Source organism: Bradyrhizobium sp. Mp27 (genome assembly GCF_029953005.1).
GTDB lineage: Bacteria > Pseudomonadota > Alphaproteobacteria > Rhizobiales > Xanthobacteraceae > Bradyrhizobium > Bradyrhizobium barranii.
Window position 1 is genome coordinate 1 of the sequence record NZ_JASAUS010000169.1, and the last position, 14,212, is coordinate 14,212.

A 14,212-nucleotide genomic window follows, 5' to 3' on the forward strand; every position below is an offset into this window, starting at 1 on the left:
TCCGTCGTTGCCGCCTCCATACCCCCCGCCAACGATTTGCAAACACGTTGATCAACAGACTGCAATCCCCACGCCAAACCTTTGCGAGTGGGACGCGAACGTCGCTTACGAGCCATCCTTGCGCTTCTCGCAATATCCCTTCCGAACATTCTGGTTCAGTGCATCGGCAGGGTTCGCTAGGCGCTTCTGATTATGATCCGCTAAGGCCCCGGCGACAGCTTTTGCCGTAAGCGGACTTTCGCTCCGACCAGTGAGCCAATGCGCTGTCGCTAAGAAGCGATTGTTCTGATTTTTGTCACCCTTCTTAGCCTTGATGTGGCTGGCGAGCGAACCGCCGACCTTGACTGGTGCACCATGGCTGGCTGCGTGAGCCCGCCCTATCGCTCCACCGCCGTGGGAGGTGCCCTGCGAGTGCGCTCCTCCGGCTGGCTGAGAGACTCTGCCAGTCATCACGAGAGAAATGATTTGGCTCGCAATCGCTTCGTCAACTTCGCGCTCAAAGTTGTGCCCGGGGCCGGCCACCGTCAGCTTATACCCTTGCTTTTCGCCTGCCATTCCATCACCTAGAAGTTGAAAGGACGGGAACAGATCACGAAAATAGATGCGCCGGCAAGCCGAGGCTCTATCTATCCACAAGGGCGCCGAGTGCATTGCAGCGGTACGGGCTGATTTCGAAGATTGCCGCTCTCGGCATAGGAGCCCGTGCGAGCGCAGGTTTTGGCGATCTCCGCCTATGGCCACCGCTAAGGCGGCTCTTGGCTCGGCGACTTTTCAGCTAGAAAATTGAAATCATTGGTACAGTTGGGTGGGAACCGCCAGAGCACCGTTTCAGCGTTGATAAACCTAGCGAATTTTCGTCCGCTCGCGAGCGCTTTGTATCAGCGTTTTGTATTTCGTGGAAGCCCATTCACAAGACGCGGGCATGTCGGCCTTGATCGCCACACGCTGTAACTTCATCCTTCCCCAAGGGCATGATGATGCGATTCGTCGGCGTGGAGAGATGGCATGACCTTGATGATTGGGAAAAAGAGCGAGGCATGGTCAACCTTCTTTCACAGAAGAAGAATTCGAAGCCATGGCTCCCTGCCGGATTTTATAAGAGAACGAAGGGTGGCAGACTTTGCGCTCTGGAGGTCCGCCGTTCGCTGAAAGGTGTGGACCAAGCCGTCTGGCTGGAAAAACCTAAAGTCCGCGTCAAAATGCAGACCCGTGCTATTTAAGCCGGGTGCGCCTTTGAGCGCGCTTCGGCCGCTAAATTGTGGGCGAACGCGAACACATTCGAGGCTAGACCTTCAAAGGCACCGCCACTAAGCACGGCCAAAAGCTCTACGCACGCGCCGGGGCTGCCTTCGTCGGGCGGGGGGCGCCCCTGCAGCGCGCCTTCTATAATATCCTGAGAGCGCTTCTGTTGCGTAGTCGGCGGTCGAGTTTTGGCCCACTCGTCTGCGTGACGAAAGCCATTCGCGCCAGCTTCGATAATCGCCCCAACGGAATGACCATTGAAGAACGGCCCCACCGTGGTCCACTGATCTTTCCCTTGAATATCGTCCCTAAGGCGAAGAAGCACAGTGCTCAACATCAGCATCAACGAACCGGCATAGATACCCGCGCCGAAGACCGCTGCGGCCTGTCGATCACACACATCGTGCAAGGCGGCGCCAAACGCGCCAGAAAACGGCATCCGATGTCCGCGCATGATTTCGTCATGCACTTTCTCCCCTACGGCGTTTAGGTCGTCGTCCAGTGCAAGGCGCTGGGACAGCATATCGTTTACCGTCGTAAACAAGTAACGAAGGTGCGGCTCGCTGTAGCGCCACATCTGCACGAGCCGAAATAGTCCGCTGTAGGCGATATCCCCGTGTTGAGGTTCACCGTCCTCCGTCGTCACGAGGTCACCAGTACCGTCCAGCGACCAATCACCTATCTCCTTCAGGATCGTTAGGTTGTAGGCATCAACAACATCGTCATAGGAAGTGATGCCCGCTTCACGAGGCTGCTCGGTCGCGACCGTCATTCCAAGGTATCCCTAGGCTTGGCGTCTTGTCCCATGGCTTCCATGTATACCTGAGTCGTGTCTGCGCCAAACACCCTTCATTCAACGGCGCGCGCGTTTCCGATCAAGCCATGCAAAACGGAATCGCAGGGATTCCGAGATGCGCGTTGTATATAATTTAAACGGTGGTAAAGCAGGTTTACACGGTCGCCGGAGCACCGCAGCAAGCACGGCGAGGTACATGTGGGAGGGACCCCTAACTGACACCATCAGCGTTGATAAACCTGAACAATTTGCGCCGGCGACTTCGCTTTTTGTATGAGGGTTTTGTATCGGCCTAAGGGACCATGATGGAATTTGGGGGCGCGGGGATTGTATTCGCCTCAGTGAACCAGGAAAGCTGAACGCCGGGCGTCTTGATGTTTGGGGTAGCTCGATAGGGACCAGAGTTATGCGGTGAGGTGATCAGCAGCAACCATTTGAGGTCCGCGCGCACAAAGCCGTTTAACGTGTCATAGATTTTCGTGGCCGGCACATCACGGAACACCTGACAACGCTCCGCGAGGCCGTTTCCCTCGCCGTAAAAGAAGAACAACGTTCGAGCCCGTGTAAAATAGTAGGCAACGAGGTTGGCACCCATGAAGCCGGGCGAGACTTGAGCCACGGCAAAGCTCGCATTTTCATCGGTCGCCGTGAACGCGATGGAGTCGGAAAGTGCTAAAACGTAATCCGCTGGTTTGCCCTTTGGCCAATCAAACAACATGTCCGAGTAAGCCGAGAAACGAAACCCGTTATCGAAATTGCTTACCACGGTCACGAAGCCGCCCGCGGTTGGGATGGATCGGTCAGCAACAACGTGTCTCATAGTAGAGAACAAGTCGCTCGCGGGCGAATTCGGCATGTCGTCAGCAAAGACAACGGCATTGATTGCACGACCTTGCTCGGTTTTTGGCTTCTGCTTCAGTTCCCACCCCCGAAAACTTTTATAAGCAGATTGATCACCAATCCATTGCGTCTTGGAAAGGCTGCTGACACGCCTCCCGTCCACCACCTTGATGAGCTTCGCGGGATTGGCGAACGCGATAAGGTATTCGTTGCCAGTTTCTTGGCTCGAGTTCTCAAAGAACTTAACAACCTCGGTAAAGCTCGCGCCAGATGGGTATTTTTGCGCAAACGCTCTAAAGGCGCGTCCAGCTGTTATAGGGGAGTTCGAAAAGGCGACGCTCACGTCCCCCGGCAACAAGCATGACTTTATCACGCCGTTCTGAAACGGAAGCGCTTGATCACCGGGACCGGTCAGCAGAGTGTCAGACGCAATAGATACGCGCGGTCCAGCTACTCTACCAACAACAAGTGTCAACTCGCGCTCCCCTTTGGTGGCATAGGCCTATAAGGTACGGCTAACCTTATCCTGCTGGTCTAGTTCGCGAAGATAGCTTTCCAAACTTCGCAACCTGTCCATACTGAGGGTCGTTTCTAAGCCCATGTACACTGCGGGGCGGCCACTACCGGCCGGGCCCCACACAACGGTCGTTTGAAAATCAGCCTCCCGATTTCGCCAAGTGCGCCAAGCGTGTTGAGCCCTACGAAACTGAGTTAGATACGTGGCATCAGATGCGAGACGGCTCTCGATAGCCTGCTCCAACTCTTTGATTGCTCTATTGCTGTTTTGGAGGCGGTTGCTTTGATTAAGGTTACGGTCTCGCGTTGTTTGTGCATTTAGCTCTGGAATGAACTTCGCAAGCGTTGAAAGCACATGCCTCATGTACTCTATTGCACACTGAATAAACAGCGCCAACTCCCGCTTGGAAACCAAAGCTTCGAGCTGATCATCGTAAGCCAAGTGTCGCGGCGAGCCATGGACCAACTCATTTCGTTTCTCGAAGAGCCTGTTTAGCTGCCGCTCAATCGTTCTTCGCGACAGCGCCCCGCTGCGGAACGCATCGCTCATCATGACCGCCCATGATTTTTGGGCACGCGCTAATATCGACGGCTTTGCCTCTTTTGTAAGGTCGTTCAGCGTGCCTTCGATTTCATCGAAAGATGAGAAGTTTCGGCTCATCGCAACGATATCGCCAATCGAGAAATGATTGACGCGCGCCTGAACGATTAGGCTGTAGTTGATCTTAAGGTCTTTCAATAGCTTGGCGTTCGGATTTATTCGGTCTGCGGAGTAGTCAATCAAATGCTTCACCAGCGACCGAGCGAACCACTCCAGGCAAGTCGCAACATTGACCAGTGCAAGCGGCCAAAGCTCCCCCTTGTCGCGGTCTTGTATGATGAGCATCAACTGCCGAAGTCGCATTACACAGATTTGGGGCCCTTCATTCAGGTCACCGTAAGAAGCCTGCAACTCGCCAAATTCTACCTTCGGCACGTCAGGTTTTCCTTTGCCAAGTTCGGCACGAGGCCGCTTGCCGCCTCCACGTCAAAGCCGCTCCAGTACCTCGTTCGAATCGGTCGAGCGCTGGAAACAAATTTGAGCACCTCGACCTTAGGTATGCAAAACAGAATCCCTGCGATTCCCAGATGTATGTGGTGTCCCGAGCAACGCCTCTGTTACAAATTGATCTAACGTTCGTTACATCTATTTGTGTTTTGCGGGGGTAAGCCATGGCTGAAGGCAAATTCGTCTCTTACTTGCGAGTGTCGCGTGACAGGCAAGGCAAAAGCGGGCTTGGCCTTGAGGCCCAGCGTGCGGCCGTCGAGAGCTATCTAAACGGCGGCCGTTGGAAGGTGCTATCCGAGTATGTCGAGGTGGAAAGCGGCAAACGTAACGACCGGCCAAAACTCACGGCCGCCCTTGCCCACGCCAAAGTCGCAGGCGCAAAGCTGGTCTTTGCCAAGCTCGACCGGCTCACCCGCGATGTGGATCTCCTCAGGGCGCTGGCTGCCAGCAGCGTAGACCTTGTGTTCTGCGACCTTCCCAGCGTGCCACCTGGAGCCATGGGGCGTTTCTTGCTGACACAGATGGCCGCTGTGGCAGAGCTGGAAGTCGGGCTTATCGGGGAACGTACCAAGGCTGCACTGGCGGCCGCCAAGGCACGCGGCGTGAAGCTGGGCAATCCCAACGGTGCACGCGCGCTCCGAGGGAAGCAGGTTGGCAACGCAAAGGCGGTAGAGGCACTCAAGCGAGGCGCAGTAGAGAAAGCCGTCGACCTCAAGGGCATCGTGGATGACATACGCGGCTCAGGGATAACCACGGTGCGCGGCATGGCTGAAGAGCTTCACGCGCGGGGCATCAGGGCTCCCCGAGGAGACGTATGGCATCCGACCGCGGTGTCGCGCTTGCTTAGCCGCCTTGCTGCTCAGTAGGAGAGCGACCATGCAACACGTGGCAGACGCAACGGTTCTGACGTTCTTGGCCACAGTGTTCGTGGCGCTTGAGGCGATTTGGCCTGCGGTGGCCGTGGGAGGCCTTGGGGTCCGGCTGCTGCTGCACTGAAGAGAACACGCCGGCCGGCAAAGAATTAGTTCCGCCCAACCTTTGAGGAGCCGAAAGTCTTTGGGTCCCCTTTCCGGTAAGGGATCCTAATCTGGCATCAAGCCCCGCCCCGACTTCAAGCTTCCTTGGCTTGAAGGGCCGCCGCCGCCAAGCTCTCTGCTGCGGTGTGCGGCTCTACACCGTTCTGCTGTGTTGAGCCTCTGCGCTCCTCTCGGTAACGTGGGCTCATTGTGGGCAGGGGACTGTGCGGTGGGAATTGGGATAGCGCTTTTGCTCGGGGCTGGGTGGCTTGCGATGGCGGTGCTAGGCGAGGCGCCGTTAGCGACATTCCAGAACCTCGTTTACTGGGCCTGCTTCCTTCTCATCTGCGCCGTCCATGAGCTTTCGAAGCGGACGGACAAGGCAGCCGTGGAGACGAACGTACTCCGTAGGCAAATCGAGCACGCACAAGAAGAGATTTGCCGCCTTCAGTCCGATCTGCGGGAGCTTCAAGACGCGCAGCGGCCTACCTTACGCCCCGCCATGCCGTCACCCGTGAAGAGCGTCCCTAGGGTCGCGTCCGGTGCTACTGCGCAATCGCCTGCGTCAGCCTCGGGTCCGCATGCTGCTGCGGCCGAAGCTCCCGCTTCCTTCAAGATTTCAGAGGTGGTGTGGGGCCCTACCCTCCTGGCTCTGATTTTTCTGCTGACCAAGCTCTGGCCTGAAATCGGCTCGTGGATTGAAAACGTGCTCCAAAGTCCCGCGCGGTGATGCCTCTTTGGGTCCCCAATGGGTCCCATGTTCAGCCCTGGAATTCCTCGCGGGTCCCATCGACCCTCGATTGCGCATAGCCCCCATTGATTTTGTTGGGCATCTCCAAAGACATCAAGGACTTAGCAAACTATCCAACCACGTTCTGCCCAAAGGCGCAGTCACAGCGAAGGAGCCGTCCCCAGATGGCCGGTGGATGTCCTCAGCGGCGTTTCGTTAGCTGCACACAAAACCCACGCTTTTGGATACCTTTGGCCACGATGCCAAGCACTTAGCGCCCAAGCCCACTGACCTTCACCAGAAAGCGCATCCGCAAGTCCCTTGATGGACACCACAGGCTGCCTCCTCGCTTTCCACTCGCCCCTCATCAACACCGAACCATCGACACCTACACTCACCGGGCCAACAGCGTCGCCCGACTTCAAGAAAGTCCGCTCGTATCTCCGCACCATCCAACACCGAGAGGCCCTTGGCGCTTTCATCAGGGCCGGGTGGACACCTGCTGAACTCGCTGAACTTGCCCGGCGGACCTACCTCGCCCCCAGCAACATCCACCCCACATCAGCCGCCTACAGACACGCCATCGAGAACGGCGCCGATCATCCGTCCGCGGTGGAGACCTTGGCGTCCCTCCTCTATGCGCCGAGAAGCACCGCACCTTCTGCCATCCTATGACCAGACAACTACGAAAGCGGACCTGAGCAAACTGAAGCAGAAGCCCACGGTCCCCCGCAGAAACCGGTGGGACACCCTGCTGCTCTTCAGGAGACACCGCGCTCTCAAGGACACCAATGGCTCTGAGGCTCCCTGCGGGAATCTCTGAAACGCCTTTCGACATGGGCGACAAGACAGAGCACCTGGGCCCGAAATGAATCCTGCGGCTTCCCTGTGGGTTCTAAGAGCAACCTGGCGAGACCTCTCAAGGGAGATAACACCCACCCCCTTCGTAAGAATATCTACGCTCAAAATTGAGCACTATCAGAGCTGCATCTCAGTAGATGCGTACACTCACCGGCACGGACACCTTGTGGCCCTAGTGCCTTCGTTTCCCTTAATGGGGGGCCACCCTCTAAAGTACTATCCTTTAGGGATCTCACCCCCATTTATGCACGGATTTCCCAAACTATGACAGCCTATATCGGCCTGCACGAGCAATACGCTCTCGTGTCGCCGCAGACGTTCGTCGACAGGTTCACCCAACGGTGGACCGAAGAGTTCAACATGCCAGCCAGCGAGCCCCTTAAGAAGCTATGGCGCATTATGGCGAACACCTACCAGCAATCAATTATTGCGACAGCTCAAGATCAGCCAAGTCGCTGGCGTGTTCTTCAACCTCCTACCGGCTCAGGGAAGACCATGGGGGCTGTGGTGTATGCTGCTCTCCAAGCTGAGCATAATGCCGGTGTCACTGATGGTGTTAAACCAGTTGGCGTCATGATTGTAACTCGCCTTAAGGCTCAGGTTGATGAGGTGGTATTGCAAATCAACTCCTACGTAGGTCGCGTGGTTGCCATAGCGGACCATACGGACCACAGGGCCACCCCTGAGCAGCTGGCGAATAGTGCCATCGTAGTCATCACCCACGAAGCCTACACCAGGGCTAAAGAGACCTTGTCCGGTGTCAACGCTGATAGATGGCATCGGTTGACAAACTGGTGTGGTGGACGACGTCTCCTCACCATCGTTGATGAGGCCTTAGCCAACGTAGTGAAGCACAGTCAGGTGAAACTCGATGAGCTAAGCCGGGTAATCGGTCACATAACGCACGAGATGCGGCTCTCCTACCCCAGAGAGGTGAAAGCCCTAGAGACCCTACGCGAGGAGATGTTGTTCCACGCCGGTGTCAATGATGGCTTTCGCATCGGCACTGCATTGGCTTGGGCTGCTGGCGACAGTCCGGCCGTCGTAGACCTCTCCAGCCTCCGCGCCGAGATGCGCAAGCTGCCTTATGATAGGATGATTGGAAAGGACGACGATAAGGAGCGAGACCGATTAGCGAAGCGGTATGACAAGACGCTTGTCGCCGCCGAAGAGTTGCTCGACCAACACGCGTTTATGGCCTTGAAGGGAAGCGAGCACACGCTGAACTCGTCCGCCCTCGCGGTCCCCTTAGAGCTACCTGGGCCGGTGGTGCTCGATGCCACAGCCGGCGTGGATCTGATGTACGACCTGATGGAGGATCGTGCTGACATCATCCCCACGCCTCGGGGCGTTCGGGACTATAGCAACGTGACCCTTCACGTCGCTCGCACCGAGAGGATCGGCAAGACCGCAATGGAGGAGCTGGCCGCAGCCCGGTTTGCGGCTCTGCAAGAAAACCTTGCTCAGCGCCTTTCCCCGGAACAACAAGTCCTCTTCGTTGTGCACAAGCGCGTAGAGCATCTCGTGCCGGCTGCGGATGACCTTGGGGTCAAGGCGGCATCCGCAACGCACTGGGGCGCTGTAGATGGGAGTAATGAGTTCAAAGACTACGACACGGCGGTGATCATAGGCCTCCCTTTCAGAGACCACGTTTGGGGAACCAATGTTTTCTTCGCGTTCCAAGGTGTGCAGGGTGACGAATGGCACGACAACCCTTCATGGAAGGGTCACGTGAACGTCCGTGAGCTTCTCCAGCAGCGTCACCTTGCTGCGTCCATCGTGCAGGCCATCGGACGCGTTCGGCTCCGAAAGGTGATTGACGTGCAAGGGCACTGCGCTCCTACAGACGTATTCATTGTGCTGCCGACTGGCGACCGTGGTTCGGAGATACTGCGCTACATCCGGCAGGAACTGCCCAACGTCTCCGTACAAGACTGGTCATTCGAGCCAGACGGCCCGCAGGTCCGTGTGAGGCGCTCGGGACTACCTCACGAGCGACTGGTGACCTACATGGCGCACCGCAGTCCCGGCCGCACCTACATGAACCTGATCGGCCGCGAGTTTGGGCTGAAGCCGCACCAACGGAAGGACCTACAAAAGACGTTACGCGACGAGAATCATGCCACCTCGCTGGCGCTAAAGGCACTGGGGGTCACGTATGGATCGGAGGGCAAGGGCAAGGGGGCGAAGAGCTTCCTCTTGAAAGCTGTATAGTAAGACAATGGCCGCACCAAGGTTTCCCTTTGGAGCCCTCAGGTGCGGCCCTTTTTGTTTGAGCAGCCCATTTACGACCATGTCCGCTCTCCATCCGAGAGCGGCGCAAATGCTGACGTGCCAATATGCCGTGAGCCCTCAGCCCAAATTTCAAATTGACGCACCACCGCTGATGCCCGAATCATGCGGAAAAACGTCTTTGGCGCGCTACGAACCTTCAGCGGTGTGAGCGTCCAGCCATCCCTTGTTCTTGAAAAGGCTGCGCAGCGATCGGGCGATCTGCCGACGTGCATTTCTCTCAGCCCCGGGCGGCGTCGATCTGGCAAACCGCAGCATCTGGCGTCGTAGCTGTACGAGCTGCCCGTGCGTATAGCGGGTATCGTGGTTTATTTGCTGGCGTTGAAGTTGTTTAAGTGACGACATAGTTCGCCCTCCACTTGGGTTGGACGGGAGCGTGATGCTCTCAGTCACCGATGGATGCCAATGGCCGAACGGCGATTTTATCAGGATGGAACAACGCGGACTTGCGCCGCTGTCTCGTTTTGCTCATTTGTTAAAAATTCAGGGCGGCAGTGACGGGCTCGCCGTAGCCACGTCTCTTTGTCGAGAGGGTTTACCGCCCGCTCTGCCTGTTGGCGGCGCTCATTGTCCTGCTCTGAGATCCCATCGGGATAGTAGGCCGCAGGCTGCTTCAACGTTCACTTCGGAGCTTGCAGGCCGGGCGAGTTTAGCCATTCACTGATATGCGAGCCGGTCTCGGCTTGCCGGGCTTTGCGGATCGCGCGCTCCCGCTCGATACCAGGTGGAAGCGTTTTGGCTTCCTGACGGAGACGCTGGGCTTGTTCGGCAAGGCGCTCTTCAAGGGACGTGGTTTGCTTGAAACGGCGTCGCTGCATGGCGCTGCTCCATTCTAGAGGAGGCGGGAGCGCTAGTAGCGTTCTCATCACCGATGAAAGCCAAGGGCCGTGCGGTGATCATGGAAGTCTGGCATGTCCGGTAACCGACATCTGGTCAATATTGACCACCAACTGGAGTACAAATTCGGGAACCAGGCCCACGGCAGGTCCGGTAAGGGTCAATCGCATCAGTTTGGCATGACACCGAGCGCTTCCGGTCAAGCCTGGTGAACGGACATGGCAGCGTTGTTCAGAGCCTCCAACGGGCCGGATCCGAAATTTTCGTGAGCAAGACTGCTCGTTCTCCTAGGAACGCCTTCGCAACGCTTTCGTTGTGCTGGTCTAAGGTACAGCAAAGGGACGCGATTATGGACCGGGAACATGTGAAGGGCGCTGCCGATAAGGCAAAAGGCGCCATCAAAGAAGGTGCCGGTAAGCTCACTGGCGACAAGGACATGGAAGCCGAAGGCAAGATCGATAAGGCCAAGGGATCTGCCCACAATGCCGCTGGAGATGTGAAGGATGCAGCGCGGGATGCCGCTGACGCCCTCAAAAAATAAGCAGAAGAGAAGCCCACAAACTAGGCGCCTCCGGGCGGTCTTTTCTTTTTTACTGGGCGGTCTGGTGGAGTCTGGGCTCGATCCGCTTCTCGTGCATCAGCCGACAAAGGCAAGATTATTGGAAGACAGACTGGACTGCCGGTCATCGGTTTGCCTTGGTGCCGCGTGTGCGCCTCGCAGGCCCGATGTTCGGACGCGCGTTTGTGCGGTGAAACGCATCCTGAAAATAACGCAAACCTGTGGGGCAGAACCCATCAATCGAGTTTGTATCGGGGAAACTTCTTGAGAGCCTCAGCCATGGCGGCGGGCGTCGGTGCGCCATACTTTCTTCCCTCAGTGGCTTGAGTGTGCCCGGTTATCGCGTCGTTCATCTTCTCCGGCATCCCAATTTCGTCAGCCCGCCTCTTAAAAGTATGGCGCCAAGCATGGTTCGGACTAAGTCCGGGGTCCTTGACGCCTAACCCCCGGACCCATTCTCCGAGGTGCGCCCGGGCAGTATCGGCACGCGACCGCGTCGGCTTCAATGGATCAGCGCTCAAACGCTGCGCTGTCTTGTCGTTGTAGAACAGCGCGCCCTTCCCCACCTGCCTCACCATCTCAATGAAGCCTTCGGCAATGAGGTGCTCGTGGATAGGCACAGTGCGCGGCTTTGCTGTCTTGATCGTGCCCGCGTCCGGCGTGAGCTTCATCACGAACAGCCCCTTGCGATCCTCCACGTCGATGCCCCGCAGCTGCGTGATCTCCCCAGGCCGCGCCCCCGAGTAGGCACATAGCCACGGCACCCAACGGCGCGTCCGCTCAGTAGGCGTGGCGGGCTTCTGAACGGCTAAGCTCGCTTTCAGTATGGTGCTTGCTTCAGCGTCGGTGAAGCTCCGGCCCTCCTCACGCGTCTGCACCCTCCGCGGCACGTCCACCCGCACTTCCTTGAATGGGTTTTGCGCAATGCGCTTGTGCTCGCGAGCCCAGCCGAAGACGCGCCGAGAGGACGATAGCCACACTTCGCGCACAGTTACTGCCTGCCGCTCCTTTGTAATCAGGCCATGCACCCACTTACGCGCGGCGTCCTCCGTGATCCCGTTTGCTCCTACCTCTGCAAACTCCCGCTGCATCTCAAGGAAAACGGCACGCCAACGGGTCACCGTCTTGGATGCAGGCTTCGTTGCAAGAACGAAGGCCTCGAAAAGATCCCAGCAGCTCACACTTGGCGAGCGCGCGGTCCCATCTGTGAACGGCGGAAAGGTGTCGGGGGTATTGTCGCGCGAGTAATCACCTTTCGCCCGTCTCTCAAGCACCGACAAAGCGGGCAACAGGTTGTCGCTAACCGCGTCTACGAACAGCGCGTAGGCGGTAGCGTTCAAGGCCTTACCCTCGCCGGCAAGGAAGGTCGCTGTGCGCGCCAGCTCAGCCACATGCGGTCGCACCGCCTCACGAACCTCGGGCGCCCTCTCCCAATCGGAGTGCGGATCTGAGCTGGGGTCCTCTTCGTAACTGTCAGGGGCCTCATCCCGCAGCACATCCCAAACGAAGTAGTCGGCCGTTTCTCGCCAACGTTTCGCCGGCCCGGGGTCATCCTCATGCTGCTTTACGAACCAGTTGTACCAGCGGCCCGCTAGCGCGATTGCGTTGAGCTTGGTGAGCGGCTGGCCCTCGCCGTTCCTTTGGGCACGCAGGGTGGCGACGCGCGTTTCCACCTCGGCCTCCCACTCTCCGAGGCGGGCCTTGGCTTCGTGCTTAGGTGTACCGGCCGGAAGCTTGAGGTGCGCTTCTCGCTTGTGCCCATAGAGCCGCTGGTAGTTCTCGCGGACGTCCTCGGGGATACCCTTGCGGGCAAACCATCGACCATCCGCGGCTCGATTCAACGCGACCATTCGCAACGCCATTTGTGCAGCCTTTTGTATTCTAGGCGGCGCAAATACTGCTGGTCTATCAGTAAGATGCTGAGAACGCGGTGTTATCCGCAATCTTGGTACAGTTGGGTGGGCTCGAACCACCGACCTCCTGTTCCACAGACACAGCAAGGGCTCCGCCGGCGTTACGCCATTCCCGCCGTTTGTACGAAAATTTCAGTATTTTCAATTACTAAGCCCGCCGCCCGTCGCCTTACCTGCGCTGTAATTCGCGCTATAGTGGTAGCTACATGGTAGCTACAGAGGCGATCGATGGCGGTCTCGAGTATAACGATTCGCGCAGTACAAGCGCTCAAGCCGGGCGAGATTATTTGGGACGCAGAGCACCGCGAAGCGGTGCGTGGCTTTGGCGTTCGGCGTCAACGTGACCAAGCGACCTACGTCCTCAAGTACCGCGTGTTCGGCCGGCAGCGCTTCGTCACCATCGGTCCTCATGGCGCCCCCTGGACACCCGAGCTCGCACGCAGGGAGGCCAAGCGGCTTTTGGGCCTGGTTGCCAACGGCAAAGACCCGGCAGACGAGAAAGCCAAGGCGCGCCTGCAGTCGGCCGACACCCTCCGGGTAATCGCGGATCAGTATCTCCGGAACGCCAAACAAAGGCTGAAGCCCCGGACCTATTCGGAACTTGAACGCTACTTGTTGGTCGGTTGGAAACCCTTGCATCCGGTCTCGGTCTACCAGATCACCCGCCGTCATATCTCGGCTCGTATCGCTGAAATCTCATCAGGTCATGGAAAGGTTTCAGCAGCCCGCGCCCGTACAGCCCTCTCCTCAATGTTCAACTGGGCAATACGGGAAGGCCTCGACATTCCCGCTAACCCGGTTCTCGGCACTCATCGACCCGCCCAGCCGGGAAGTCGTGAACGGGTCCTCACCGAGACGGAGTTATCAGCCATCTGGCGGGCCTGCGGTGATGATGATTACGGACGCATCGTACGTTTGTTGCTGCTCACGGCCCAACGCCGCGATGAAGTCGGCAGCATGCAATGGGCCGAACTTGACACCAGTTCTGGGCTCTGGACCCTGCCGGGCGCCCGGACCAAGAACCGTCGCGAGCACCGGCTGCCATTGGTTCCCGCCGCCTTGACCCTGCTCCCGCACCGCCAAAACGGCCGAGACTTCCTCTTCGGTGATGGTCCCCGACGCAGCGGTGACCCGCATCGTGGATTCTCCGGCTGGTCAAAGTCGAAGGTGGCGCTGGATGCACGCATTGCGGAGGCCCTAGGCGAGCCCCTGCCCCATTGGACGGTTCACGATCTCCGGAGATCGGCGTCTACGGGGATGGCCGACCGGCTCGGCGTGTTGCCGCACGTCGTGGAAGCGATCCTAAACCACGTCAGCGGCCACCGGGCGGGCGTTGCCGGTGTATATAACCGCGCTAAGTACGCAGCCGAGATGCGCGAGGCGCTCGGACGCTGGGCAGAACACGTTTCAGCCTTGCTAGCCCAAAAGCCCGGAAAGGTAGGCATTGAGATAGCCCCCGTGGGTCGGTCAAAATCCCCCGGGTATGGTCACTTGAAACTCCCCCACCTGATGATCGCCGTCAGCGCCGCTGAACAGCAGTAGCCGGTCAGGCAGGACGTTTA

The 14,212-nt window shown here is 58.0% G+C and carries 11 protein-coding genes; 5 read left to right on the plus strand and 6 right to left on the minus strand.

The genetic code is table 11. From position 1 onward, the window contains the following. Positions 1–105: 105 nt before the first annotated feature. Positions 106–555, minus strand: coding sequence for a hypothetical protein (locus tag QJT78_RS42800; protein WP_038945320.1), 450 nt, complete (start codon positions 553–555; stop codon positions 106–108). A 416-nt stretch (positions 556–971) separates the two neighbouring features. Here QJT78_RS42800 and QJT78_RS42805 point away from each other — a divergent pair, with 416 nt between their 5' ends. Beyond that, on the plus strand, positions 972–1,220 hold the full coding sequence (locus tag QJT78_RS42805) for a hypothetical protein (RefSeq protein WP_028154554.1): 249 nt from the start codon (positions 972–974) through the stop codon (positions 1,218–1,220). Here QJT78_RS42805 and QJT78_RS42810 read toward each other — a convergent pair. The 3 genes from QJT78_RS42810 to QJT78_RS42820 form a co-directional block, all read right to left on the minus strand. Beyond that, positions 1,217–2,014 (minus strand): hypothetical protein, encoded by a 798-nt coding sequence (locus QJT78_RS42810; RefSeq protein WP_028154555.1) that lies wholly within the window; start codon positions 2,012–2,014, stop codon positions 1,217–1,219. The two genes, QJT78_RS42805 and QJT78_RS42810, sit on opposite strands and share 4 nt — an antisense overlap. Positions 2,015–2,330: 316 nt before the next feature. Continuing rightward, positions 2,331–3,353, minus strand: a complete 1,023-nt coding sequence (locus tag QJT78_RS42815; protein ID WP_157791244.1) for a hypothetical protein — start codon at positions 3,351–3,353, stop codon at positions 2,331–2,333. Positions 3,354–3,380: 27 nt separating this feature from the next. After that, positions 3,381–4,370 carry a lysozyme inhibitor LprI family protein gene (locus QJT78_RS42820; protein ID WP_157791243.1) on the minus strand — a complete coding sequence of 330 codons (990 nt, stop codon included), beginning with the start codon at positions 4,368–4,370 and terminating at the stop codon, positions 3,381–3,383. A 236-nt stretch (positions 4,371–4,606) separates the two neighbouring features. Between QJT78_RS42820 and QJT78_RS42825 the strand changes: the two genes are divergently transcribed. Further along, entirely contained in the window at positions 4,607–5,308 is a 702-nt protein-coding gene (locus tag QJT78_RS42825; protein ID WP_281460608.1) for a recombinase family protein, read from the plus strand. A gap of 2,005 nt (positions 5,309–7,313) precedes the next feature. Next, entirely contained in the window at positions 7,314–9,263 is a 1,950-nt protein-coding gene (locus QJT78_RS42830) for a hypothetical protein (RefSeq protein WP_281460609.1), read from the plus strand. 698 nt (positions 9,264–9,961) lie between these two features. Here QJT78_RS42830 and QJT78_RS42835 read toward each other — a convergent pair. Beyond that, positions 9,962–10,159, minus strand: coding sequence for a hypothetical protein (locus tag QJT78_RS42835; RefSeq protein ID WP_080586831.1), 198 nt, complete (start codon positions 10,157–10,159; stop codon positions 9,962–9,964). A 368-nt stretch (positions 10,160–10,527) separates the two neighbouring features. Here QJT78_RS42835 and QJT78_RS42840 point away from each other — a divergent pair, with 368 nt between their 5' ends. After that, on the plus strand, positions 10,528–10,719 hold the full coding sequence (locus tag QJT78_RS42840; RefSeq protein WP_028170261.1) for a CsbD family protein: 192 nt from the start codon (positions 10,528–10,530) through the stop codon (positions 10,717–10,719). A gap of 254 nt (positions 10,720–10,973) precedes the next feature. On the opposite strand, the gene QJT78_RS42845 is transcribed toward QJT78_RS42840, so the two are convergent. After that, a complete protein-coding gene (locus tag QJT78_RS42845; protein WP_157791241.1) occupies positions 10,974–12,587 on the minus strand; it encodes a tyrosine-type recombinase/integrase in 1,614 nt (537 codons plus the stop codon). A gap of 291 nt (positions 12,588–12,878) precedes the next feature. Between QJT78_RS42845 and QJT78_RS42850 the strand changes: the two genes are divergently transcribed. Further along, complete coding sequence (locus QJT78_RS42850) at positions 12,879–14,192, plus strand: site-specific integrase (protein WP_281460610.1); 1,314 nt, start codon at positions 12,879–12,881, stop codon at positions 14,190–14,192. Positions 14,193–14,212 lie beyond the last annotated feature (20 nt).

Bases quoted from the DNA above. Each gene is read 5' to 3' on its own strand.
- QJT78_RS42800 (WP_038945320.1), bottom strand. From the start codon at position 555: ATGGCAGGCGAAAAGCAAGGGTATAAGCTGACGGTGGCCGGCCCCGGG.
- QJT78_RS42805 (WP_028154554.1), top strand. From the start codon at position 972: ATGATGATGCGATTCGTCGGCGTGGAGAGATGGCATGACCTTGATGAT.
- QJT78_RS42810 (WP_028154555.1), bottom strand. From the start codon at position 2,014: ATGACGGTCGCGACCGAGCAGCCTCGTGAAGCGGGCATCACTTCCTAT.
- QJT78_RS42825 (WP_281460608.1), top strand. From the start codon at position 4,607: ATGGCTGAAGGCAAATTCGTCTCTTACTTGCGAGTGTCGCGTGACAGG.
- QJT78_RS42830 (WP_281460609.1), top strand. From the start codon at position 7,314: ATGACAGCCTATATCGGCCTGCACGAGCAATACGCTCTCGTGTCGCCG.
- QJT78_RS42835 (WP_080586831.1), bottom strand. From the start codon at position 10,159: ATGCAGCGACGCCGTTTCAAGCAAACCACGTCCCTTGAAGAGCGCCTT.
- QJT78_RS42840 (WP_028170261.1), top strand. From the start codon at position 10,528: ATGGACCGGGAACATGTGAAGGGCGCTGCCGATAAGGCAAAAGGCGCC.
- QJT78_RS42845 (WP_157791241.1), bottom strand. From the start codon at position 12,587: ATGGTCGCGTTGAATCGAGCCGCGGATGGTCGATGGTTTGCCCGCAAG.
- QJT78_RS42850 (WP_281460610.1), top strand. From the start codon at position 12,879: ATGGCGGTCTCGAGTATAACGATTCGCGCAGTACAAGCGCTCAAGCCG.